Source organism: Streptomyces sp. NPDC041968 (genome assembly GCF_055589025.1).
The window spans coordinates 714,530-738,819 of the sequence record NZ_JBVJCB010000001.1 but is presented as its reverse complement, the minus strand read 5'-3'; the positions used below and the strand labels follow the sequence as shown (position 1 = coordinate 738,819).

Here is a 24,290-nt window from a genome sequence, read left to right as displayed (position 1 = left end):
ACATGGCCGTACGCGGGATCCTGGGGCGTCAGCGCCGGGACTACAGGACGCCGGAGCCGCACCCCTCCGGCGCGCGGCCCCCGAGGCTCGGTGAGCTGGTACCGGAGCATGTGGCGATCGTCATGGACGGCAACGGGCGCTGGGCCAAGGAGCGCGGGCTGCCGCGCACCGAGGGGCACAAGGTCGGTGCCGAGCGGGTGCTGGACGTGCTCCAGGGCGGCATCGAGATGGGCGTGCGGAACATCTCCCTGTACGCCTTCTCCACCGAGAACTGGAAGCGGTCACCGGACGAGGTGCGCTTCCTGATGAACTTCAACCGGGACTTCATCCGCAAGACCCGCGACCAGCTCGACGAGCTGGGCATCCGTGTCCGCTGGGTGGGCCGGATGCCCAAGCTGTGGAAGTCGGTCGCCAAGGAACTCCAGGTCGCCCAGGAGCAGACCAAGGGCAACGACCGGCTCACCCTGTACTTCTGCATGAACTACGGCGGGCGCGCCGAGATCGCCGACGCGGCGCAGGCCCTCGCCGAGGACGTGCGGGCCGGACGGCTCGACCCGTCGAAGGTCAACGAGAAGACGCTCGCGAAGTACCTGTACTACCCGGACATGCCGGACGTGGACCTGTTCCTGCGGCCGAGCGGTGAGCAGCGCACGTCCAACTACCTGCTGTGGCAGAGCGCGTACGCCGAGATGGTGTTCCAGGACGTGCTGTGGCCCGACTTCGACCGGCGGGACCTGTGGCGGGCCTGCCTGGAGTTCGCCTCCCGGGACCGCCGCTTCGGCGGCGCGATCCCCAACGAGGAACTCCTCGCCATGGAGGGGACGGACACCTCCAGCCTGTCTGAGGGTGCCCCCTCCGGGGGAGTCTGAGGAAGAGGCCGTTCAGGCCGACGAAGAGGGGCCCGGGGCGAAGCCCCGGCCCCCACCGGCTCAGCCGGAGGCACCCGCGCAGTCGGCGCACGTACCGAAGATCTCCACCGTGTGCGCCACGTTGACGTAGCCGTGCTCGGCGGCGATGGCCTCCGCCCACTTCTCCACGGCGGGGCCCTCGACCTCGACCGCCTTGCCGCAGGCGCGGCAGACCAGGTGGTGGTGGTGGTCGTCGCTGGAGCAGCGGCGGTAGACGGACTCGCCGTCGGCGGTGCGCAGGACGTCGACCTCGCCGGCGTCGGCGAGGGACTGCAGGGTGCGGTAGACCGTGGTGAGCCCGACGGAGTCGCCCTTGTGCTTGAGCATGTCGTGGAGCTCCTGAGCGCTGCGGAACTCCTCGACCTCCTGGAGGGCCGCCGACACGGCGGCCCGCTGCCGGGTGGCACGTCCCTTCACGGGCGGTCCAGCGGTCGTCACCGGTTCCTCCTCACATCTGCGGCTTGCCGGGCCATTGTGCCAGCCCGGCCGGGCGGCAGTCAGACGCCGAACTCGTCGCCGGCCCCCCGGGTGGCTGGAATCTTGCATTCCGTCGGATCGCCGGAGGGCTCCGCCGCGGCGGCCGCCCGCGCGCGTCGCCGGGCCAGCGGCACGGCCAACGCGGTCAGCAGCACGAACGCCCCGATGGTGAGCAGCACGATGGTCGCGCCGGGGGGCACGTCCTGGTAGTACGAGGTGACCGTGCCGCCGATGGTCACGCTGACGCCGATGGCCACGGCGACGGCGAAGGTGGCGGCGAAGCTGCGGGTGAGCTGCTGGGCGGCGGCCACCGGGACCACCATCAGCGCCGACACCAGCAGCAGTCCGACCACGCGCATCGCGACCGTCACGGTGACGGCGGCGGTGACGGCGGTGAGCAGGTTCAGCGCCCGCACCGGCAGGCCGGTGACCCGGGCGAACTCCTCGTCCTGGCTGACCGCGAAGAGCTGGCGACGCAGGCCGAGGGTGACGAGGACCACGAAGGCGGCCAGCAGGCAGATCGCTGTGACGTCCGACTCGGAGACCGTCGAGAGGGAGCCGAAGAGGTACGAGGTGAGGTTGGCGTTGGAACCCGTCGGCGCGAGGTTGATGAACATCACGCCGCCCGCCATGCCGCCGTAGAAGAGCATGGCGAGGGCGATGTCGCCGCGGGTCCTGCCGTACCAGCGGATCAGCTCCATGAGGACCGCGCCGAGCACGGACACCAGGGTGGCCATCCACACCGGGGACCAGGTGAGCAGGAAGCCGAGGCCGACACCGGTCATGGCCACGTGGCCGATGCCGTCGCCCATGAGGGCCTGGCGGCGCTGGACCAGGTAGATGCCGACGGCGGGGGCGGTGATGCCGACCAGGACGGCCGCCAGCAGCGCCCGCTGCATGAAGGCGTAGTTCAGGATTTCCATCAGCTCAGCAGTCCTGTGCGGATCGGTTCGGCGCCCGCCGGGGCGTGCGGGTGGACGTGGTCGTGGCCGGGCAGCGCGTGCTGGCCGACCGCCTTCGGCGGCGGGCCGTCGTGCAGCACGCAGCCGTCGCGGAGCACCACCGCGCGGTCGATCAACGGCTCCAGGGGGCCCAGTTCGTGCAGGACGAGCAGGACGGTGGTGCCGGCGGCGACCTGCTCGCGCAGGGTGTCGGCCAGGACCTGCTGGCTGGCCAGGTCGACGCCGGCCATCGGCTCGTCCATGATCAGCAACTCGGGTTCGGCGGCGAGCGCGCGGGCGATCAGGACCCGCTGGTGCTGGCCGCCGGAGAGGGCGTCCACGGAGTCCTTGGCCCGGTCCGCCATGCCGACCAGGTCGAGGGCCCGGCGTACGGCCTCGTGGTCGGCCTTGCGCAGGAGGCCGAAGCGGGCCCGGGAGAGGCGGCCCGAGGAGACGACCTCGGTCACCGTGGCGGGGACGCCGCCCGCGGCCGTGGTGCGCTGCGGGACGTAGCCCACGCGCGCCCAGGCGCGGAAGCGGCGCCGCGGGGTGCCGAACAGCTCGATCTCCCCGGCGGTGACCGGTACCTGACCGATGACCGTGCGCACGGCCGTGGACTTGCCCGAGCCGTTGGCGCCGAGCAGTGCGACGACCTCGCCGCGGCGCACGGTGAGGTCGATGCCGCGCAGGACGGGGCGTGAGCCGAGTTCGGCGCGGACGCCGCGAAGCGAGATGACGGGCTCGGTCATGCCACCCTCCGGTTGATCGCTCTGGACCGTCTGGTCGGTCACTTGGTGCCCAGGGCCGCCTGGAGGGCCTTGAGGTTGGCTTCCATGACCTGGAAGTAGTCGTCGCCGCGGGACTTCTCGGTGATGCCCTCGATCGGGTCGAGGACGTCCGTCTTCAGCCGGGCGTCCCGGGCGACCGTCTTCGCGGTCTCGTCGCTGACCAGCGTCTCGTAGAAGATCGTGGAGACGCCGTCGGCCTGGGCCGTCCGCGCCAGCTCCTTGACCCGGGCGGCGCTGGGCTCGGCCTCGGGGCTGAGGCCGCTGATGGCCTCCTCGGTGAGGCCGTAGCGCTCGGCGAGGTAGCCGAAGGCGGCGTGCGTGGTGACGAAGGTCTTGGTCTTCGTGTCCTTCAGCCCGGTCTCGAACGTCGTGTTCAGGTCACCGAGCTTCGCGACCAGGGCCTCGGTGTTCTTCTTGTAGTCCGCGGCGTGGTCCGGGTCGGCCTTCTCGAAGGCCTTGCCGACGCCCTCGGCGACCTCGGCGTACTTGACCGGGTCGAGCCAGATGTGGGGGTCCTTGCCGCCCTCGCCGTGGTCGTGGCCGTGCTCCTCCTCGGCGTGCTCCTCCTCGGCGTGCTCGCCCTCGGCGTGCTCGTGCCCGTGCTCGTCCGCGTGGCCGCCGACCTCGGCGCCGTGCTCCTCCAGGGAGGTCAGCGTCGCCGCGTCGATCTTCGTCTTGGCGCCGGACTGGGCGATGGCCTCGTCGGCGGAGGGCTGGAGGCCCTTGAGGAAGAGCGCGGCGTCCGTCTCCTCGAGCTGGGCGCGCTGCTTGGCGCTGATCTCCAGGTCGTGCGGCTCCTGGCCGGGCTGGGTCAGACTGGTCACGCTGACGTGGTCGCCGCCGATCTGCTCGGCGAGGAAGGCCATGGGGTAGAACGACGCGACGACGTCGAACTTGTCGGTGTTGCCGGGCTCGCCCGCCGCCGAGCCGTCGCTGGAGCAGGCGGAGAGGGTCCCGAGGCCGAGCGCGGCGGCCGCGGTGACTGCTATGCCGGATATGCGGCGTCGTCGTACGTTCATGACACTCATTTTCAACAAATATGGAAACCGTTGTCAACAAAGCGTCCCTGGACCCCCGATTTGGCCGGGGGGCGGCCCCCGCCGGTAACCTGAATCATTCTCTTGAAGCAACTCGCTTCGCCCGCCCGTCTCCCGACCACCACCCCCCACCGAGGCGCTTCGCGCCGCACCAGTCAGTCACCGTCGTCGTAATGAAGAGAGCACCGTGGCCGCCGACAAGATCGACACCATCGTCAGCCTGAGCAAGCGCCGTGGCTTCGTTTTCCCGTGCAGTGAGATCTACGGCGGCCAGCGCGCCGCCTGGGACTACGGACCGCTGGGTGTCGAGCTCAAGGAGAACCTCAAGCGCCAGTGGTGGCGCTACATGGTCACCTCGCGCGAGGACGTCGTCGGTCTCGACTCCTCCGTCATCCTCGCCCCGGAGGTCTGGGTGGCCTCGGGCCACGTCGCCACCTTCACGGACCCGCTGACCGAGTGCACCTCCTGCCACAAGCGGTTCCGCGCGGACCACCTGGAAGAGGCCTACGAGGAGAAGAAGGGCAAGGCCCCGGAGAACGGCCTCGCCGACCTCAACTGCCCCAACTGCGGCAACAAGGGCACCTTCACCGAGCCCAAGCAGTTCTCCGGTCTGCTCTCCACCCACCTCGGCCCGACCCAGGACAGCGGCTCCGTCGCCTACCTGCGGCCCGAGACCGCCCAGGGCATCTTCACCAACTTCGCCCAGGTGCAGACCACTTCGCGCCGCAAGCCGCCGTTCGGCATCGCCCAGATGGGCAAGTCCTTCCGCAACGAGATCACGCCCGGCAACTTCATCTTCCGCACCCGCGAGTTCGAGCAGATGGAGATGGAGTTCTTCGTCAAGCCGGGCGAGGACGAGAAGTGGCAGGAGTACTGGATGGAGCAGCGCTGGAACTGGTACACCGGCCTGGGCCTGCGTGAGGAGAACATGCGCTGGTACGAGCACCCGGCCGAGAAGCTCTCCCACTACTCCAAGCGCACCGCCGACATCGAGTACCGCTTCTCCTTCGGCGGCAGCGAGTGGGGCGAGCTGGAGGGTGTCGCCAACCGGACGGACTACGACCTCTCCTCGCACGCGAAGGCCTCCGGCCAGGACCTCTCCTACTACGACCAGGAGGCCCAGGAGCGCTGGACGCCGTACGTCATCGAGCCGGCGGCCGGTGTCGGCCGGGCGATGCTGGCCTTCCTCCTCGACGCCTACGTGGAGGACGAGGCGCCGAACGCCAAGGGCAAGCTGGAGAAGCGCACCGTGCTGCGCCTCGACCCGCGCCTGGCGCCGGTGAAGGTCGCGGTGCTGCCGCTGTCCCGCAACCCGGAGCTGTCGCCCAAGGCCAAGGGCCTGGCCCAGGCGCTGCGGCAGAACTGGAACATCGACTTCGACGACGCCGGTGCGATCGGTCGGCGCTACCGCCGCCAGGACGAGATCGGCACGCCGTTCTGCGTCACCGTCGACTTCGACACGCTCGACGACAACGCGGTGACCGTCCGGGAGCGGGACACCATGAAGCAGGAGCGGGTGTCGCTGGACCAGATCGAGGGGTACCTGGCCTCGCGCCTGGTCGGCTGCTGACGTTCGTACGGGGGACCCGCCCCCGCCCTCGCCCACCCTCCCCCCGACTCGTTCGGGCGGGGGGTGGGCGCCGTTGTGCGGTGGTACGCGTACGCCGTCACGGCGGCCGCCGAACGGGGGAAGACGGGGTCGTTCGTGGCGCTGGGGGTGAAGCCGGCGTTCACGGTGCGGTAGGGCCCGGGTGCGTTCGGGTGTCGCCCGGGGGCGGCGCCCGAGGTGCGGGAACCCTGAGTTGTGCGGATGGTGATATTCCAGGATTTCCACCGCATGCACAGGGCGAGGACGAAACAGTCATGGCTGAGCAGAAGTCGGCGCAGACGCTCCCGAGGCCGTTGCACGCGGCCGCGTCGGCGCTGCGGAAGGTTCCGGGTGCCGGGACGGTCGGCAGGGTCGCCGAGGGCGCGCTGGACAAGGTCGGGGCCGTGTCGCCGCGCGGGCGGCGCGCCCTCGTGTACACGGGGGCCGGGGTGCTGGGCGTCGTCGGACTGGTCGAGTGGCCGGTGGCGGCGACCGGGGCGGCGGTGGCGTGGCTGACGCGGCCGCGACCGCAGGAGTCGCCCGAGGCGGAGGCCGCTCGGGTGCTGCGGGACGGTGCGGGGGCCTCGGGCGGTGGCACGGAGGGCCGCGGTGCGGGCAAGTCCGTTACGGCGGCCGCGGGCCGGTCCCGTACGGCGGGGTCGGGGGCGGGCGGAGCCGGTGCTGCCGCCGGGGGAACGGCGCGGCGGAGTGCCGCGAAGAAGACGTCGGGCACGCAGGCCGCGGGCCGGCAGAGCCAGGCGGCGAAGGGTGGCGCCGCGACGAAGGCGGGCGCTGCGAGGGCGGGCGCGGCCGAGTCGGGTGCCGCCAAGCAGACGGCCACCAGGATCAGCGCTGCGAAGAGCGCCGCGAGGAGCGGCACGGTGGGGAGCGGCTCCGCGAAGAAGACGGCCGCCAGGTCGGGCGCCGCCAAGTCCGGCGCGGGCGGCTCCGGCGCGGGCAGGTCCACCGCGGCGGGGTCCAGCGCCGCCAGGTCCGGCTCCGCGGGCGCGAGCCCCGCCAAGAGGGCCGCCACGAAGAGCACCACCCCCAAGAGCACGGCGAAGAAGAGCGCGGCGAAGAAGAGCACCGCCACGAAGAGCACCGCCACGAAGAGCACCACCCCCAAGAGCACGGCGAAGAAGAGCGCGGCGAAGAAGAGCACGGCCAAGAGCAGTGCCGCGAGGAGCAGCGCCGCGAAGAAGGCGTCCGCCAGCCGGCCGGCCGCCTCCGGGCGCGGCCGGAGCACGAAGACGGCCGCCGCCAAGAAGACCGCCGCCAGGAAAACGGCCGCGTCCACGCGGAAGACGGGCTGAGACGCGGCGATGGTCGGTGGACTTCTGACGCGCTCCCAGGGCGCCGTGACCGGGATCGTACTGGCCGGGCCCCGGCTGCTCGCGCGGGGCACCGCACCCGCGGTGGGCGCCGCGGCCGGGGCCGTCGCGGGCACCGCACGGGCCTCGGTGCGCGGCGCCGACTTCGCCGCGCGGGCGGCACGGGTCGCCCGCGCCGCGCTGCCGGGCGGCGGCTCCACCCGGGACTGGCGTGCCGGGCCCCGGGCGCACCTGGCGCTGCGGCCGGCCGCGACGGAGGAGGTGCGCCGGGCGGGTGGCACGCAGCGCGTGGCGCGTCGGGTGGCGCTGGCCCTGGCCGAGCACCCGGACGTGGCGCTCGCCTACTGGGACACCGGCCTCGCCCGGCTGGTGGTGACCGCGACAGAGGAGGCGCTCACCGACCGGGTGGTCGACCGGGCCACCGAACTCGCCGAACAGCACGGACTGACCCGGGCGGAGCAACAGGGGCCGGACGATCCGGTGGAGGAGCTGACCCACCCCGGCGACCCCGCCTCGGTGCGTGTCGCCGCCACCGCCCTCGGCGCCGACCTCCTGGGCATCGCCGCCGCCGTGACCGGGGCGCGCCTGCGGTTGCCGCCCTCGCCCCGCCTGGTGACGGCCGTGGGGACGCTGCTGCGCGAGAACCCCGCCTTCCGCGCCTGGCTGCGGGAACGGCTCGGCGCCCACGGCATGGACGTGGCGCTGGCCGCCGCCAACGCGGCCGTGCACGGCGCCGGGCAGAGCCCCGCCTCGCTGGTGCTGGACGGTGCCCTGCGCGCCTGCCAGCTGACCGAGGCGGTGACCCGGACGGCGACCTTCGAGGTGGTGCACGACCGCCTGTGCGCGCCGGGCCGGGGGAGTCTGCCCGCCGACCCCGCCGTGCGCCCCCCGCTGCGGACCTCCCCCGCCCAGGAGTACGCGGCCCACGCCTCCACCGGCAGTGTGGCCGGCGCGCTGGCGACCCTGCTGGTCAAGCACGACGTGGCCGAGGCCGCCGAGGCGGTGCTGGCCGGTTCGCCCAAGGCCGCGCGGTACGGCCCCGCCGCGTTCCACGCCGTACTGAGCACCGCGCTGTCCCGCGACGGTGTGCTCGTGCGCGACCCGGAACGGCTGCGGCAGCTGGAGATGGCCGCCACGGTCGTCCTGCACCCCAGCGCGCTGCGGGTGCCGGGGGCGAGCGCGGACCCGTGGACCGAGGACGTGCTGGACGCCGCCCGGCGCGCGGGCCTGCGCGTCGTGATGGTCGAGGACCCGGCGCTGGCCGACTTCACCGGCCTCGCGGACCAGGTCGTCGGCGCCGGCCGCCCGCTCCGGGACGTCGTGGGCGAACTGCGCGCCGAGGGCGGCGTCGTCACCGTCGTACGGCCCCTGCCCGGTGACGACGACGCGGCGGTGGCCGGGCTGCTCGCCGGTGACGTGGCCGTCGCGCTGGCCGACGCGGACGCGCCGGTGGCCTGGGGCGCGGACGTGATCGCCCCGCAGGGCCTCGCCGACGTCTGGCGGCTGTTGCGGGCGGTGCCGGCGGCCCGGGCGATCGGGCGCCGGTCGCAGACGCTGGCCCGGTCCGGGGCCGCGCTGTCCGGACTGCTGGTGGCGGTCGGCGAGGCGCGCAAGGGCAAGCAGGGACTCACCGGCTCGCTGCTGCCCGGACTGCGGCACGCTCCGGTCGACGTGAGCGCGGCGGTGGCCCTGCTGTCCGGCACGCGCTCCGCGCTCGGAGTGGCCACGGCCCGCGCCCCGCACCCCCGCGCGCGGGTCGCGTGGCACACGCTGGACCCCGCGGGCGTACGGGAACGGCTGGACCGGGAGAAGGAGCCGGAACCGACCCTCGCCGAACAGCTGACGGCCAGGATGCACGCGGTGGCCGACCGGGCCGGCCGTGTCCCGGTCCTCGCGCCGGTGAAGTGGACGTGGCAACTGGGCCAGGCCGTACGGGGCGAGCTGGACGACCCGCTCACCCCGGTGCTCGCGGTCGGCTCGGCGGCCGAGGCGATCCTCGGCTCCGTGATGGACGCCCTGCTGGTCGTCGGCGCGCTCGACCTGAACGCGCTGGTCGGCGGCTTCCAGCGGCTGCGCGCCGAGCGGGCGCTGTCCGGGCTGCTCGCGCAGCAGAAGCAGAAGGCCCGGGTCGCCGAGGAGGAGACCCACGACCCGGCGGCCGAGCCGAGGGTGGTGGACGCCGCGAAACTGCGTCCGGGACACATCATCGAGCTGAAGGCGGACGACGTCGTGCCCGCCGACGCCCGGCTGCTGTGGGAGGACGGCCTGGAGATCGACGAGTCGTCCCTCACCGGAGAGTCCCTCCCCGTCGACAAGCGCGTCGACCCGGTGACGAACGCCCCCGTGGCCGAGCGGCTCTGCATGGTCTTCGAGGGGACGACCGTGGTGGCCGGCCGCGCCCAGGCCGTCGTCGTGGACACGGGGGAGCACACCGAGGCCTCCCGGGCGGTCTCGCTGGCCGCCCGGACGCCGTCGGCGGCCGGGGTGCAGGCCCGGCTCCAGGAGCTGACCCGCAAGGCGCTGCCGCTGACCCTGGCGGGCGGCGCCGCGGTGACCGGCCTCTCGCTGCTGCGCGGCACGCCGATCCGGCAGGCCGTCGCCGGTGGCGTGTCGGTGGCGGTGGCCGCGGTGCCCGAAGGGCTGCCGCTGGTGGCGACGGTGGCGCAGCTGGCGGCGGCCCGCCGGCTCAGCCGCCACGGCGTCCTCGTACGGACCCCGCGCACGCTGGAGGCGCTGGGCCGGATGGACACCATCTGCTTCGACAAGACGGGCACGCTCACCGAGAACAAGCTGCGGCTGACCCGGGTCGCGGGCGCCGACGGCACGGTCCGCAAGGCGGGCGACCCGGACGCCGCCGACGCCGTACGGGTCGCCGCGCGCGCCTGCCCCCGCCTGAACGGCGACGGTGCCCGCCCCACGCACGCCACCGACGAGGCCGTCCTGGACGCCGCCGGCGACGATCCGCGGTGGACGCAGGAGGAGGGCCTGCCCTTCGAGACGTCCCGGGGCTACGCCGCCGCCGTCGGACGGGACGGCAGGGGAGCGCCGGTGCTCGTGGTAAAGGGCGCCCCGGAGACCGTGCTGCCCGCCTGCGCCGGCCTGCCCTCCCACGTCACGGAGGTGGCGCACGGGATGGCCCGCGACGGACTGCGCATCATCGCGGTGGCCAGCCGGCCGCTGCGCAAGGGCGAGAAGGCCGCCGACGTCCTCGAACAGGAGCCGCGGGAGCTGGAGTTCACGGGGATGCTGGGGCTGTCCGACGTCCCGCGTGAGACGTCCCCGGCGCTGGTGCACGGGCTGCGCGAGGCGGGCGTACGGCCCGTGGTGCTGACCGGCGACCATCCGCAGACCGCCCACGCCATCGCCGTGGAACTGGGCTGGCCCGAGGACGCCGTCGTGGTCACCGGCGACGAACTGGCCGCCGCGGACCGCACGGCACGGTCCCGGATGCTGCGGGACGCGGACGTCGTGGCCAGGGTGGCGCCGGAGCAGAAGCTCCAGGTCGTCGAGTCGCTGCGGGACGCCGGACGGGTCGTCGGCATGGTCGGCGACGGTGCCAACGACGCCGCCGCGATCCGCGCGGCCGACATCGGCGTCGGGATCAGCGCCCGCGGCTCGGCCGCCGCCCGCAACGCCGCCGACCTGGTCGTCACCGGTGACGACCTGCTGGTCCTGGTGGAGGCGGTGCGGGAGGGCCGGGCACTGTGGCACAGCGTCGCCGACGCCATCGCGATCCTCATCGGGGGCAACGCGGGCGAGGTCGGCTTCGGCATCCTCGGCACCGTCCTCGGCGGTGCCGCTCCGCTGTCCACCCGGCAGATGCTGCTGGTCAACCTGTTCACGGACCTGTTCCCCGCGATGGCCGTGGCGGTCACGGAGACGGGGGACACCGAGCAGGAGGAGGACGACGCGGGCGCACCGCTCGGTGCGGCGGTGCTGGGCGAGCCGCTGATCCGGCAGATCCGGCATCGGGCCCTGACCACGGCGCTCGGCGCGACCGCCGCCTGGCTCCTCGGCCGGTTCACACCGGGCACGGGGCGTCGCTCCACGACGATGGCCCTGTGCGCCGTGGTCGGCACCCAGCTCGCCCAGACCCTGGCCGACCGGCGCGGCAGCCGCCTGGTCCAGGTCACGTCGCTGGGCTCCGCCGCCGCGCTGGTCGCCCTGGTGCAGACGCCGGGCGCCAGCCAGCTCTTCGGCTGCACGCCGCTGGGGCCCGTCGCCTGGGCCGGCGTGGCCGCGGCGATCGCCCTGGCGCTGGCGGGGCAGCGGGCGCTGCCGCGGGTGGAGGAGGTGATCGGGCGGTACTGGCCCGCGGTGACGGAGCGGATGCCGGAGATGGTGCGGACCGTGGTGTGACGGGCGCTGTGGCCGTCTGTGCGGGGTCGCGCAGTTCCCCGCGCCCCTTTATTGGGGGATGGGGTCGTGTGTCGGGTGCGGGTGGGTGGGGGGATTCGCGCAGTTCCCCGCGCCCCTGGGTGGGTGGTGCGGGTGGAGTGTCGGGTGCGGGTGGGGGGTGCGCAGTTCCCCGCGCCCCTGGCGGGTGGGTGTGGGCTGGGCGCGCTGTTGCCCGCGCCCCTAGAGGGTGGTCGCGTGGGGGGCTTTCCGGGGGGCCGGGGTCTTCAGGCGTTCTGCGGTGCGCTCCGCGGTGCGGTGGGCCCAGCGGCCGTTCGCCACGGCGCCGAGGACGAGGACCGACAGGCCGCAGGCGGCCAGGATCCACCAGCCGGGGCGGGCCGCGGCGACGAAGGTGTCGCCGTACGACGACGTGCCCACGCCCGCCGCCAGCACCGCGCCGATCACCGCCACGCCCAGCGTCTGGCCCAGCTGGCGGCTGGTGGAGGCGACGGCGGCGGCGACCCCGGCCTGGGCGCGCGGCATGCCGGAGACCGCGGTGTTGGTGATGGGCGCGTTGACGAAGCCGAAGCCCACGCCGAACAGCGCGTAGCCGATGAAGAGGGTGACGTTCGAGGTCTCGGCCTCGAAGGCGGCGAACAGCACCCCGCTCCCGGTCAGCGCGCCGCCCGCGATCAGCAGGGGCAGCCGTGGCCCCCGGCTGCCGACCAGCCGTCCGGACAGCGGGGCGCACAGGAAGGTCGGCACGGCCATCGGCAGCATCCACAGCCCGGCGTGCAGGGCGCTCAGCCCGCGCACGTTCTGCAGGTACAGCGTGGACAGGAACAGGAACCCGCCCAGCGCGGCGAAGGCGGTGACCGCCGTCACGGTGGCCCCGCTGAAGGGCACCGACCGGAAGAAGCGCAGGTCGATCAAGGGCTCGGCACGGCGGGGTTCGTAGCAGAGCAGGCCGAGCAGCGCGGCCGTCGCCAGCGCGGCGAACGGCAGCACCCGCGTGAACCCGGCGTTCGGCGCCTCGATGATCGCGTACGTCAGCGAGCCGAACAGCACGATCACCATCAGCTGGCCCAGCGGGTCCGGGCGGCGGGCCTTCGGCGCGCGGGACTCGGGGACGAAGCGCAGGGTGAGCAGCAGGGCCGCCAGGCCCACCGGCAGGTTGACCCAGAAGATCGAGCGCCAGCCGACCGACTCCACGAGCACCCCGCCCACCAGCGGACCGGCGGCCATGGATATGCCGACGACCGCGCCCCAGACGCCGATGGCACGGGCGCGCTCGCGCGGGTCGGTGAAGGTGTTGGTGATGATCGACATGGCGACCGGGTTGAGCATCGAACCGCCCACCGCCTGCACCATCCGGAAGACGACCAGCCAGGACAGGTCCGGGGCCAGCGAACAGAGCAGCGAGCCGAGGGTGAAGACGACCAGGCCCGTCATGAAGACCCGCTTGCGGCCGATCCGGTCGGCCGTGGAACCGGCGAGCATCAGCAGCGCGGCCAGCACCAGGGTGTAGGCGTCGACGGCCCACTGGAGCCCCGACGTGCTCGCGTCGAGATCGCGCTGCACGGCCGGAAGGGCCACGTTGAGGATCGTGTTGTCGATGCTCACGATCAGCAGGCTCATGCAGCAGATGGCGAGCACGAGCAGACGGCGGCGGTGGGACAGCTCGGGCATGGCCTCCATCGTACGCACATGTCGATAGTGCGGCTAACTAATGACCGATACACGGTCTCTGTCCACAGGCGCGACGAGCACCGCCTCGCGTACGTGACAATGGAGGAATGTCCACGCCCACCGCGCCCGCCCCCCGCACCGTCACCCGGCCGTTGCAGGTCGGCCCGCACACCGTCGCGCCGCCGGTGGTGCTGGCGCCGATGGCCGGGATCACCAATGCGCCCTTCCGCACGCTGTGCCGGGAGTTCAGCGGCGGCAAGGGCCTGTTCGTCAGCGAGATGATCACGACGCGGGCGCTGGTCGAGCGCAACGAGAAGACCATGCAGCTGATCCACTTCGACGCGACCGAGACACCGCGCTCGATCCAGCTCTACGGCGTCGACCCGGTGACCGTGGGCAAGGCCGTCCGCATGATCGCGGAGGAGGGCCTCGCCGACCACATCGACCTGAACTTCGGCTGCCCGGTTCCCAAGGTGACCCGCAAGGGCGGCGGCTCCGCCCTGCCGTACAAGCGGAACCTGCTGCGGGCCATCGTCCGTGAGGCCGTGACCGGCGCCGGTGACCTGCCCGTCACCATGAAGATGCGCAAGGGCATCGACGACGACCACCTCACCTTCCTCGACGCCGGCCGCATCGCCGTCGAGGAGGGCGTGACCGCCATCGCCCTGCACGGCCGCACCACGGCCCAGCACTACGCGGGCACCGCCGACTGGGACGCCATCGCCCGCCTGAAGGAGCACGTCCCGGAGATCCCCGTGCTGGGCAACGGCGACATCTGGACCGCCGAGGACGCGCTGCGGATGGTCCGGGAGACCGGCTGCGACGGGGTCGTGGTGGGGCGCGGCTGCCTGGGGCGGCCGTGGCTCTTCGCCGACCTGGTCGCCGCCTTCGAGGGCCGCACCGACACCTACGTACGGCCCACCCTGCGCGAGGTCGCCGACGTGATGGTCCGGCACGCCACCCTGCTCGGCGAGTGGATCGGCGACGAGGCGCGGGGCGTCATCGACTTCCGCAAGCACGTCGCCTGGTACCTCAAGGGGTTCGCCGTCGGCTCCGAGATGCGCAAGCGGCTCGCGATCACCTCCTCGCTGGAGGCGCTCCGGGCCGGCCTGGACGAACTCGACCTCGACCAGCCCTGGCCCACCGGCGCCGACGGCCCGCGCGGCCGTACCTCCGGCAACAACCGGGTGGTCCTGCCGGACGGCTGGCTGAAGGACCCGTACGACTGCGCGGGCGTCGGCGAGGACGCGGAGCTGGACACCTCCGGCGGCTGACCGGGCCCGGTCGGCCCCCGGTGCGGGCGGCTCCGGTCAGCCCCCGGTGGGGTGCGGGGTGGAGCCGTACGCCGTCAGGAAGCGGTCGCGGAAGGAACTCATGCGCCACACCGGGGCGTCCTCGGCGGGCTTCAGACCTTCCGTCCAGTTCCAGTCGTCGATCGCGTCGAGCACCTTCGGGTCCTTGGCGACGACCGACACCGGGACGTCCCGGCTCGCCTTGTTCCCGCTGACGCGGGCGAGCGGCTGGTGGTCGCCGAGGAAGACGAGGACGGTGTCGTCGGTGCCGTAGCGCTCCAGCCACTGGGTGAGGCTGGTGAGCGAGTACTCGACCGACCTGCCGTACCCCTCCTTGGAGCGGGTGGAATCGGCGATGACGTCCGCGGCCCTCTCGCCCGACTCCTCGATGCCCTCGAAGACCGAACCGTCGCCGACCTCGTCCCAGTCGACCATCCGGGGGACCGGCGCCCACGGCTGGTGGCTGGAGGTCAGGATGATCTCCGCCATCAGCGGCCGGTCGCGCTTCCTGCCGTGCTCCAGGCGCTGGAAGGCCTCCAGCGCGTACTGGTCGGGCATGGTCGACCAGCTGAACTTCGGACCCCGGTAGCCGACGTCGAAGGCGTCGTAGACCTTGTCGAGGCCGTACCACTCGGCCTCCGGCCACGCCTTCTGAACGCCCGGCATGACGCCGACGGTGTCCCAGTCGCCGGTCTTCGCGAACGCCTTGGTGAGGGTGAGGTGGTCGCCCGCGGTCACGGTGCGGTAGCGCTGCTGGTTGTCCACCCACAGGCCCGACAGGAAGGTGGAGTGGCCGAGCCAGCTGCTGCCGCCGTACGTCGCCGAGGTCAGCCAGCCGCTGCGGGCCCGGAAACCGGCGTCGGCCAGCGCCCGCGTGCTGTTGTCCAGCGTCCGTCCGACACCGGGTGCCGTCACCGGGTCCTCGATGGCGCTGCGGCCGTAGCTCTCGATGAAGGTGAAGAGGACGTCCTTCCCGCGCAGGTCCGGCACCAGCTGCTCGGCGGGCGTGCCGCCGAACCGGTCCGCCCGCGCCTCCTTCGCGAACGCCGCCTCGTCCCGCAGCGTGTCCACCACCCGGTGGGCCTGCGCCTCCAGGGCACCGGAGGCACTCCTGGTGGCGACCGGCACGCCGAAGGTCTGCACGCCCAGCGCCGCGCAGGTCATCCACACGGTGGCCGCCAGCAGCGCGCCCCGGGCCGCCCGCTCCCGGTGCGCGGCGAGCAGCTCGCCGAGCCGGACCACCGCCAGCGCCATCAGCACCGGCAGCAGTGTCGCGCCCCCCACCGCGCCCACGGCGGCCCAGGTCGCCGCCGCCCCGCCCATCGAGTCCGCCACGTACGACCGGGCGTCGTCCAGCAGGCCCCAGTCCAGGACGAGGTTGAAGCCCCGGCCCAGGTACTCGGTGAAACCCATGTCGAGCAGGTTCAGCACGGTCAGCGCACCCAGGCCGGTGCCGAAGAGCGCCGCCAGCACCAGCCGCGGCACGCGCGGCAGGCAGAGCAGCAGCACCGCCCCGATGACCGCCTCCGCCGGTATCCGCGCGAACCGGTTGGGCTCCAGGGCGACGAAGCTGTTCGGCAGCAGCAGCGCCCCGAGCACGAGGACGGCGGCGAGGACGGTCGTGCCCTGGCGGAGGGCGCGCGCGGCACGCGGGTGCCGGGAGCGCCGGACGCGTCGGACGCGCCGAGGGGTGAGGCGGGCGCGGGGGGCGTGCGGGGTGCGCGGGGCATGGCCGGATGGCTCCGGCCCGTCGCCGGGGGTTCCGGCGGGAGCGGCGGGAGCGGCGGGGGGAGTGGTCACCGGGGTCTCCCCCGGCGGCTTGTTCGCGGCCGGTGCCGGGGCCTCGTCGTCCGGATCCGACGCCTCGTCCGGCACCGGGGGGCGCCCCGGTCCGGACGCCGCCGGCACGCCGATGGGCTCTCCCGGGTCCTCGGGCTCGACGAGGACGGGCTCGTCCGGTTCATCCCGCTCGTTCGGCTCGTTCGGCTCGTTCGGCTCAGGCTCGCCCGACGCGTCGGGCTCCCCAGGCCCGTCGGGTTCGCTGTCGGGTTCCCTGTGCTCGCCCGCCTCCCTGGTCCCGTCCGTCCCCCTCGGGTCCTCCGGCCGGGTGTCCGGGGCGGGTGGCTCGTCGGCCGGGGGCGGTGACTGGCCGAAGCGTGTGGAGACGGGCACCCGGAGGTCCTTCCGTGCGAACGCGGTGGTCGGCGGACCCGGCGAGGGGGCCGGGTCCGCCGACCACTCGTACGTCCGCCGCGAGCGGTCCGTTCACCGGTCCGCATGGTGAAATCCGACGGCCTGTGGCAGCGTGATTCTCGCCACCTCTGATAGAGGTAGCGCTCAGATGAGCGGATCTTGAGCGATTCCACTTCTGGAAGGTGTGGCACTGAGTGCCACACCTTGATCGTTCATCGATCGAACTCAAACGTGGACAAGCTTGCTCAGGTGAGCGTCAGGTGGCCCTTTTGTAGGGCTGTTCGTTCAAGAAGTGAAAACACTGGTGGCAGGTCGCTTGCCAAGCCTTGACTTTCGATCCGCTGGCGGACGGGTGGTTACAGGCGCATGACGCGCAAGTGGACGTACCCAGGTGCCTTTGATCTGGGTAGATTCCTCGCCGTCAGGGCAGCCACCGCGTCCTCGAGGAGTCGAGACCCGTGTCGGAAAACAAAGATCTCCAGGTAACGAACGCACCGAAGTTCGTTTACGACTTCACCGAGGGCAACAAGGACCTCAAGGACCTCCTCGGCGGCAAGGGCGCGAACCTCGCCGAGATGACCAACCTGGGTCTTCCGGTCCCTCCGGGCTTCACCATCACCACCGAGGCCTGCAAGACCTACCTCGACAGCGGCGAGGAGCCGGCGGCACTGCGTGACGAGGTGAGCGCGCACCTCGACGCCCTCGAGGCGAAGATGGGCAAGAAGCTCGGCCAGGCCGACGACCCGCTGCTCGTGTCGGTGCGTTCCGGAGCCAAGTTCTCCATGCCCGGCATGATGGACACGGTCCTCAACATCGGCCTCTCCGACAAGTCGGTGCAGGGCCTGGCCCGGCAGGCCGGTGACGACCGCTTCGCGTGGGACTCCTACCGCCGCCTGATCCAGATGTTCGGCAAGACCGTCCTCGGCGTCGACGGCGACCTCTTCGAGGAGGCGCTGGAGGCGGCGAAGGCGGCCAAGAAGGTCACGGTGGACACCGAGCTGGAGGCGGCCGACCTCAAGAAGCTCGTCACCAAGTTCAAGAAGATCGTCAAGACCGAGGCCGGCCGGGACTTCCCGCAGGACCCGCGCGAGCAGATGGACCTCGCCATCAAGGCCGTCTTCGACTCCTGGAACGGCGAGCGCGCCAAGCTCTACCGCCGCCAGGAGCGCATCCCGCACGACCTCGGCACCGCCGTCAACGTCTGCTCCATGGTCTTCGGCAACCTGGGCCCCGACTCCGGCACCGGCGTCGCCTTCACCCGCGACCCCGCCTCCGGCCACCAGGGCGTCTACGGCGACTACCTCCAGAACGCCCAGGGCGAGGACGTCGTCGCGGGCATCCGCAACACCGTCGCGCTGGCGGAGCTGGAGCGGATCGACAAGAAGTCGTACGACCAGCTGATGCAGATCATGGAGACGCTGGAGAACCACTACCTGGACCTCTGCGACATCGAGTTCACCATCGAGCGCGGCCAGCTGTGGATGCTCCAGACCCGCGTCGGCAAGCGCACCGCGGGCGCCGCCTTCCGCATCGCCACCCAGCTCGTCGACCAGGGCCTGATCGACGAGGCCGAGGCGCTCCAGCGCGTCAACGGCGCCCAGCTGGCCCAGCTGATGTTCCCGCGCTTCGACGACGACGCGAAGGTGGAGAAGGTCGGCCGGGGCATCGCCGCCTCGCCGGGCGCCGCGGTCGGCAAGGCGGTCTTCGACTCGTACACCGCCGTGAAGTGGTCCCGCTCGGGCGAGAAGGTCATCCTGGTGCGCCGCGAGACCAACCCGGACGACCTGGACGGCATGATCGCCGCCGAGGGCATCCTGACCTCGCGCGGCGGCAAGACCTCCCACGCGGCCGTCGTCGCGCGCGGCATGGGCAAGACCTGTGTCTGCGGCGCCGAGGAGCTGGAGGTCGACACCAAGCGCCGCCGGATGACCGTGCCCGGCGGGCACGTCGTCGAGGAGGGCGACGTCATCTCCATCGACGGCTCCTCCGGCAAGGTCTACCTCGGTGAGGTCCCCGTCGTGCCGTCGCCGGTCGTCGAGTACTTCGAGGGTCGCATGCACGCGGGCGCCGAGGACGCCGACGAGCTGGTCGAGGCCGTGCACCGGATCATGGCCTTCGCCGACCGCAAGCGCCGGCTGCGGGTGCGCGCCAACGCCGACAACGCCGAGGACGCGCTGCGCGCCCGCCGCTTCGGCGCCCAGGGCATCGGCCTGTGCCGCACCGAGCACATGTTCCTCGGCGACCGGCGCGAGCTGGTGGAGCGGCTGATCCTGGCCGACACCGAGACCGAGCGCGAGGAGTCCCTGAAGGAGCTGCTGCCGCTCCAGAAGCAGGACTTCGTCGAGCTGTTCGAGGCGATGGACGGCCTCCCGGTCACCGTGCGCCTCCTCGACCCGCCGCTGCACGAGTTCCTGCCCGACATCACCGAGCTGTCGGTGCGCGTCGCGCTCGCCGAGTCCCGCCAGGAGCCGCACGAGAACGAGCTGCGCCTGCTCCAGGCCGTGCACCGCCTGCACGAGCAGAACCCGATGCTGGGCCTGCGCGGCGTCCGTCTCGGCCTGGTCATCCCCGGTCTGTTCACCATGCAGGTGCGGGCCATCGCCGAGGCGGCGGCCGAGCGCCGGGCGGCCAAGGGCGACCCGCGCGCCGAGATCATGATCCCGCTGGTCGGTACCGTCCAGGAGCTGGAGATCGTCCGCGACGAGGCCGACCAGGTCATCGCCGAGGTCGAGGCGGCCACCGGCGCGAAGCTGAAGCTGTCCATCGGCACGATGATCGAGCTGCCGCGCGCCGCGCTGACCGCCGGTCAGATCGCCGAGGCCGCCGAGTTCTTCTCGTTCGGCACCAACGACCTGACCCAGACCGTGTGGGGCTTCAGCCGCGACGACGTGGAGGCCAGCTTCTTCACGGCGTACCTGGAGAAGGGCATCTTCGGCGTCTCCCCGTTCGAGACCATCGACAAGGACGGCGTCGGCTCCCTGGTCGCCGCCGCCGCGCAGGCCGGCCGCGCCACCCGCCCCGACCTGAAGCTCGGTGTCTGCGGTGAGCACGGCGGCGACCCGGAGTCGGTGCACTTCTTCCACGAGGTGGGCCTGGACTACGTCTCCTGCTCCCCGTTCCGTATCCCGGTGGCGCGGCTGGAGGCCGGCCGCGCGGCGTCGCGGTCGAAGGGCAGCGACCACCGCTAGTCCCGGGCCGGGCGAAGACCCCGGAGCCGTCGTCTGTCACCCGACCACCCTCACCGATCGGCGGCGGCTCCGGACCACGGAAAGAGGCGGCACCCCTGTGCGGGGGGTGCCGCCTCTCGTGTGCCGGGGGGTGCCGCCTTTTGTGACGTGATCGATGGTGTGAACTCCTGTGCGTTGAGCAGCAGCAACCTGTCAGCAATGTTTGAGAGCCCTGACAGTGGACAGCGGCCGACACCGGAACGGTGGTTGGATGACCCAGACGGAGCACAGGGAACCATCCGGTACGACCGCACCGCGCGGGCACGCGGAAGGAACCGTCTCCGGTGTGCCGGGGCCACGGACCGCCGCCGAGGCGCGCGTGCCGGAGGCGGGGCCCACCGTCCGCAGGGACCGGCTCGCGGCGCTCGACGGACTGCGGTTCCTGGCGGCGCTGGCCGTCGTGTTCTTCCACTTCGTCGGCCAGGCGCCCTCCACGATGCAGACCATCTGGGGCCGGCCCGTCGGCGAGGTCTTCCCGCAGGCGCACGGCTACTTCGCGTTCGGCCGGCTCGGCGTCGAGCTCTTCTTCCTGATCAGCGGCTTCGTCATCTGCATGAGCGCGTGGGGACGCACCCCGCGCGACTTCTTCATCTCCCGCGTCACCCGGCTGTACCCGATGTACTGGGCGGCGATCGTGATCAGCGGGTGCGTGATCTTCTTCGCCGACAACCCCTTCGGGCATCCGCACCCGCGCGTGCTGTTCGCCAACCTGACGATGCTGCAGACCCCGCTCGGCGTGGAGCACCTGGACTCCGTCTACTGGACCCTCTGGCCCGAGATGTGCTTCTACCTCACCTTCGCGGTCGTGGTGTGGAAGGGCCTGACCTATCAGCGCGTGGTGATCTACTGCGGACTGTGGACGGTCGCCGCGGTACTGGCGCCCAGCGCCGACATCCGGTTGCTCACCCTGCTGGTCAACCCGCCGTCGGCCCCGTACTTCATCGCCGGCATGGCCTTCTACCTCATGTACCGCTACCGGCCGACGCCACTGCTCTGGGGCATCGTCGCCATGTCGTGGCTGGTGGCGCTCCACTTCCTGCTGACGCCCGAGGGGGGCCGCCTCAACTGGGACTCCTGGTCGCCGGGGCGCGGCTGGCTGGTCCTGGTGATCACGGTCTTCTTCCTGCTGATCGCCGCCGTCGCCCTCGGCTGGACCAGCCGGATCCGCTGGCGGGGGCTGACGGTCGCCGGCACGCTGACCTTCCCGCTGTACCTGCTGCACGACGCCATCGGCGTGAACGTCCTGCACCGCTTCGGCGACCGCGCCGACCCCTGGGTCATGGTCGGGATCACCGTCGCGGCCCTGATCGCGCTCTCCTACGTGGTGCAGCGGTTCGTCGAGCGGCCGGTGGCCCGGGCCGCCAAGCGCTGGCTGAGCAGCGCCGCGTTCAGCCTGAAGACGCCGGCGCCCCGCCGCTGAGCAGCGGACGGGACGCCGAGGCCGGCCGGCCCGGCCCCGCCGGGTCAGGCGGTCCCGTCACCCCGGCGCCGGCGCACGGCCAGCAGCAGCCCGCCGCCGGCCAGGACGACGACGGCACCGCCCGCCGCCAGGTACGGCGTGCTGTCGTCGCCGCCGGTCTCGGCCAGGTCGGTACCCTGCTGCCCGGCCGCCTCCTCGCCGCTGCCGGCGCCGTCCTCGGCCCCGGAGCCCGCGCCCTCGTCGGTCTTCTCGTCGGTCTTCTCGTCGTCCGCGGGCTCGAAGTCCGCGGGCGGCTTGTCGCAGCCGACGCCGTCCCGGTCGCGGTCCAGGTGCTCGCCGTAGTGCGGGTCGCCCTCGGCGATGTTCGCGTAGCCGTTCTCGTACGCCTCGGTGCAGTTCTTGAACGGGTGGGTGCCCTCGTGCGCCTGGGCGGCGGTCGGCAGGGCGGCCAGGGCCAGCGCGGCGAGGGCCACGGCGGCGGGCTTGCGGAGCAGGTTCATCAGGAGTCCCGGGAATGGTGTGGATGAGTGGATATGAGGTGACGAAGCTATTGAGGGGCACTGGGTGTGGTGGCGATATGAAGGACTCGTGATGCGAACGTGACGTGACCGGACGGTAGCTCTCCGCTCCCGGGCGTGAGGCGCGTACGGTAAGCAGGGTCCGGACCTGGGAAGGAGCCGCTGATGACCGGCTGGAACGTGGGCGACATCCCCGGCCAGGACGGGCGCGTCGCCGTCGTCACCGGGGGCAACGGCGGCCTCGGCTACGTGGTGGCCCGGGAACTTGCACGCAAGGGAGCGTCCGTGGTGCTCGCCTGCCGCGACGCGGGGCGGGGGAGCGCGGCCGTCGAGCGGCTGCGCGCCGAGGTGCCGGACGCCGCGGTGGAACTGGCGCGCCTGGACCTCGGGGACCTGGCGTCGGTACGGGAGTTCGCGCACGGACTGCCGTACGAGCGGGTCGATCTGCTCGTCAACAACGCCGGGGTGATGGCCCTGCCCTACGGGACGACCGCGGACGGTTTCGAGACGCAGTTCGGCGTCAACCACCTGGGCCACTTCGCCCTCACCGGGCTGCTGCTGCCCACGCTGCTCGCCACGCCCGGCGCCCGGATCGTGACCGTCTCCAGCATGCTGCACGCGCTGGCCAAGGTCGATCCGCGCGACCTCAACAACGTACGCCGCTACGGGCGCTGGACCGCCTACGCCCGCTCGAAGTCCGCCAACCTGCTCTTCACGCACGAACTGGCGCGGCGGCTCGCGGCCCGGGACGGCGCCGCGGACCTGCGCGCGGTCGCCGCCCACCCCGGCTACGCGGAGACCGGCCTCCAGACCGCCGGACCCCGGGCCGAGGGGCGCCGGATCGCCGAAGGGCTGATGGTGCTCGCCAACCGGGTCGTCGCGCAGTCCCCCGAGGGCGGCGCGCTGCCCGTCCTGTACGCGGCGACCGCGCCCGAGATCCCCTCCGACTCCTTCACCGGCCCGTCCTTCGCGATGTGGCGCGGGGCGCCCGCACCGTCCTGGCGGGCGCCCTGGACCACCGACGACGCGATGGGGGAGCGGCTGTGGGCCGCCTCCGAGCGGCTGACGGGCATCACGTACGAGGCACTGAAGCGCTGATGCACTGAAGGACCGAAGCGCTGAAGTACCGAAGACGCCCGCCGGCCGCCGGCGGGTGCGCGGTCAGGCGCGGAACGGCCCGCGCACCTCGTAGGTGATGCCGCCGGAGGAGCTGCCGCTCGTGCCGCGCTGGCTGGAGAAGTACAGCCGCGTGCCGTCGGGCGAGAAGGCCGGGCCGGTGATCTCCGAGCCGGACTGCCCGTCGATCCGCAGGAACGGGGCGATCACGTCGGCGGGCGTGATCACGCAGATCTCCATGTTGCCGCCGTCCTCCGCGACGAAGAGGTCGCCCGAGGAGCTGCCGGTGACGTTGTCGACGCCGGTCAGCGGGGCCGTGCCGGACGTCACCAGGGAGTCGTCGTAGGCCAGTTGGATGGTCTGCGCGGCCGCGTCGTACTGCCAGACGCGGTTGTCGCCCTTGGTGGTGAACCAGCAGGTGTCGTCCGCGTAGTAGCAGCCCTCGCCGCCGTTGAAGCGCTTGGCGCCGGACACCTGGTTCCGGGTGGCCGTGGCGCCGGACGGGTCGGGGACCCGCGCCCAGGTCACGGGGCCGCTGGTGGCCGAGCCGGCGACCAGCACCTCCAGGGTGCCGGAGGACAGGTCGCCCCAGGTCGTCGGGCGGAAGCGGTAGAAGCAGCCGTCGGTCACGTCCTCGGTGAGGTACACGACCCGGCGGACCGGGTCGGCCGCCGCCGCCTCGTGCTTGAAACGGCCCATGGCGTCCCGCCGCACCGCGGCCTTCACGCCCCACGGGTCGGTCTCGTAGACGTAGCCGCGGTCCACCTCCTCGCAGGACAGCCAGGTGTTCCAGGGGGTCCTGCCGCCCGCGCAGTTCTGCCGGGTGCCGGAGAGCACCCGGTAGGCGGAGGTGATCGCGCCGGTGGACGAGAACCGCACCGCGCTCGCGCCGCCGGAGGGGTTGATCTCCGAGTTGGAGACGTAGATCCAGCCGGACCCGTCCGCGTAACAGGCGCCGCCGTCCGGTGCGTTGTGCCAGGTGTACGAGGTGCCCGCGACCTTCTGGCCGGAGCGGGCGATCACCCTGCTGGTGAAACCCGCGGGCAGGCGGACGCCGTTGCCGTCGGGTGCGCCGAGCGCCCCGTACGGCCCGCTGCCGGGCTGGGCGGGCGCGGCGTACGCGGCACCGCGCCACAGGGTTCCGCCGAGGACGGCCGAGCCGCCGACGACGGCCGTGCGCAGGAGGGTACGACGATCCACTGCTGCCTCCGTGGGTCATGTCCGGCCCCCGCCGCCGGCCGGCGGCAAAGGCGTGCGGTCACGGACCCTAGGCGGGCCGGGTTGACGGTCCATGGCCAACTCGTGACGGCCGGGCGGCGCGTCGTCCCCCTCCCGTGCCGGACCGGGGACTCAGGCCGTCCGGCCGCCGTCCACCACCAGGTCGGTACCCACCACCGAGGACGCGTCGTCGGACGCCGGTACAGCAG

16 protein-coding genes are annotated in these 24,290 nt (G+C 72.7%); 8 read left to right on the top strand and 8 right to left on the bottom strand.

The annotated features are described in order from the left end of the window. Positions 1 to 2: 2 nt before the first annotated feature. On the top strand, positions 3 to 869 hold the full coding sequence (locus tag ACZ6EG_RS03365; protein WP_469601119.1) for an isoprenyl transferase: 867 nt from the start codon (positions 3 to 5) through the stop codon (positions 867 to 869). Between the two features lie 60 nt (positions 870 to 929). On the opposite strand, the gene ACZ6EG_RS03360 is transcribed toward ACZ6EG_RS03365, so the two are convergent. The 4 genes from ACZ6EG_RS03360 to ACZ6EG_RS03345 are packed head-to-tail and all read right to left on the bottom strand — an operon-like array spanning position 930 to position 4,133. Further along, on the bottom strand, positions 930 to 1,346 hold the full coding sequence (locus ACZ6EG_RS03360) for a Fur family transcriptional regulator (RefSeq protein WP_391967931.1): 417 nt from the start codon (positions 1,344 to 1,346) through the stop codon (positions 930 to 932). Positions 1,347 to 1,405: 59 nt separating this feature from the next. After that, the gene (locus tag ACZ6EG_RS03355; RefSeq protein WP_391967930.1) at positions 1,406 to 2,308 is read right to left on the bottom strand and encodes a metal ABC transporter permease; all 903 of its coding nucleotides are present in this window, start codon (positions 2,306 to 2,308) and stop codon (positions 1,406 to 1,408) included. Beyond that, positions 2,308 to 3,075: a metal ABC transporter ATP-binding protein gene (locus ACZ6EG_RS03350; protein ID WP_391967929.1), complete on the bottom strand. Its 768-nt coding sequence runs from the start codon at positions 3,073 to 3,075 to the stop codon at positions 2,308 to 2,310. Before ACZ6EG_RS03350 ends, ACZ6EG_RS03355 begins: the two co-directional genes overlap by 1 nt. A 38-nt stretch (positions 3,076 to 3,113) precedes the next feature. Beyond that, a complete protein-coding gene (locus ACZ6EG_RS03345; RefSeq protein ID WP_391967928.1) occupies positions 3,114 to 4,133 on the bottom strand; it encodes a metal ABC transporter substrate-binding protein in 1,020 nt (339 codons plus the stop codon). A gap of 205 nt (positions 4,134 to 4,338) precedes the next feature. On the opposite strand from ACZ6EG_RS03345, the gene ACZ6EG_RS03340 reads away from it, so the two are divergent. The 3 genes from ACZ6EG_RS03340 (at position 4,339) to ACZ6EG_RS03330 (ending at position 11,429) form a co-directional block, all read left to right on the top strand. Continuing rightward, the gene (locus ACZ6EG_RS03340; RefSeq protein WP_053130502.1) at positions 4,339 to 5,721 is read left to right on the top strand and encodes a glycine--tRNA ligase; all 1,383 of its coding nucleotides are present in this window, start codon (positions 4,339 to 4,341) and stop codon (positions 5,719 to 5,721) included. 293 nt (positions 5,722 to 6,014) lie between these two features. After that, the gene (locus ACZ6EG_RS03335; protein ID WP_469601113.1) at positions 6,015 to 7,052 is read left to right on the top strand and encodes a hypothetical protein; all 1,038 of its coding nucleotides are present in this window, start codon (positions 6,015 to 6,017) and stop codon (positions 7,050 to 7,052) included. A gap of 9 nt (positions 7,053 to 7,061) precedes the next feature. Then, positions 7,062 to 11,429, top strand: coding sequence for a cation-translocating P-type ATPase (locus tag ACZ6EG_RS03330; RefSeq protein WP_469601110.1), 4,368 nt, complete (start codon positions 7,062 to 7,064; stop codon positions 11,427 to 11,429). A 219-nt stretch (positions 11,430 to 11,648) separates the two neighbouring features. Here ACZ6EG_RS03330 and ACZ6EG_RS03325 read toward each other — a convergent pair whose 3' ends face one another. Beyond that, positions 11,649 to 13,097 carry an MFS transporter gene (locus ACZ6EG_RS03325; RefSeq protein ID WP_469601107.1) on the bottom strand — a complete coding sequence of 483 codons (1,449 nt, stop codon included), beginning with the start codon at positions 13,095 to 13,097 and terminating at the stop codon, positions 11,649 to 11,651. Between the two features lie 107 nt (positions 13,098 to 13,204). On the opposite strand from ACZ6EG_RS03325, the gene dusB reads away from it, so the two are divergent. Further along, positions 13,205 to 14,371 carry a tRNA dihydrouridine synthase DusB gene (gene dusB / locus ACZ6EG_RS03320; protein ID WP_469601104.1) on the top strand — a complete coding sequence of 389 codons (1,167 nt, stop codon included), beginning with the start codon at positions 13,205 to 13,207 and terminating at the stop codon, positions 14,369 to 14,371. Between the two features lie 36 nt (positions 14,372 to 14,407). Here dusB and ACZ6EG_RS03315 read toward each other — a convergent pair whose 3' ends face one another. Next, positions 14,408 to 16,189: an alkaline phosphatase family protein gene (locus tag ACZ6EG_RS03315; RefSeq protein WP_391968284.1), complete on the bottom strand. Its 1,782-nt coding sequence runs from the start codon at positions 16,187 to 16,189 to the stop codon at positions 14,408 to 14,410. Between the two features lie 851 nt (positions 16,190 to 17,040). On the opposite strand from ACZ6EG_RS03315, the gene ppdK reads away from it, so the two are divergent. Both ppdK and ACZ6EG_RS03305 read left to right on the top strand, forming a co-directional pair. Then, on the top strand, positions 17,041 to 19,770 hold the full coding sequence (ppdK, locus tag ACZ6EG_RS03310; protein ID WP_356603198.1) for a pyruvate, phosphate dikinase: 2,730 nt from the start codon (positions 17,041 to 17,043) through the stop codon (positions 19,768 to 19,770). 325 nt (positions 19,771 to 20,095) lie between these two features. Beyond that, positions 20,096 to 21,229: an acyltransferase family protein gene (locus ACZ6EG_RS03305; protein ID WP_469601100.1), complete on the top strand. Its 1,134-nt coding sequence runs from the start codon at positions 20,096 to 20,098 to the stop codon at positions 21,227 to 21,229. A 44-nt stretch (positions 21,230 to 21,273) separates the two neighbouring features. Here ACZ6EG_RS03305 and ACZ6EG_RS03300 read toward each other — a convergent pair whose 3' ends face one another. Next, a complete protein-coding gene (locus tag ACZ6EG_RS03300) occupies positions 21,274 to 21,729 on the bottom strand; it encodes an LAETG motif-containing sortase-dependent surface protein (protein ID WP_391967922.1) in 456 nt (151 codons plus the stop codon). Positions 21,730 to 21,912: 183 nt separating this feature from the next. Between ACZ6EG_RS03300 and ACZ6EG_RS03295 the strand changes: the two genes are divergently transcribed. Then, positions 21,913 to 22,845, top strand: coding sequence for an oxidoreductase (locus ACZ6EG_RS03295; protein ID WP_391967921.1), 933 nt, complete (start codon positions 21,913 to 21,915; stop codon positions 22,843 to 22,845). 63 nt (positions 22,846 to 22,908) lie between these two features. Here ACZ6EG_RS03295 and ACZ6EG_RS03290 read toward each other — a convergent pair whose 3' ends face one another. After that, the gene (locus tag ACZ6EG_RS03290; RefSeq protein ID WP_391967920.1) at positions 22,909 to 24,063 is read right to left on the bottom strand and encodes an alkaline phosphatase PhoX; all 1,155 of its coding nucleotides are present in this window, start codon (positions 24,061 to 24,063) and stop codon (positions 22,909 to 22,911) included. Between the last annotated feature and the right edge of the window lie 227 nt (positions 24,064 to 24,290).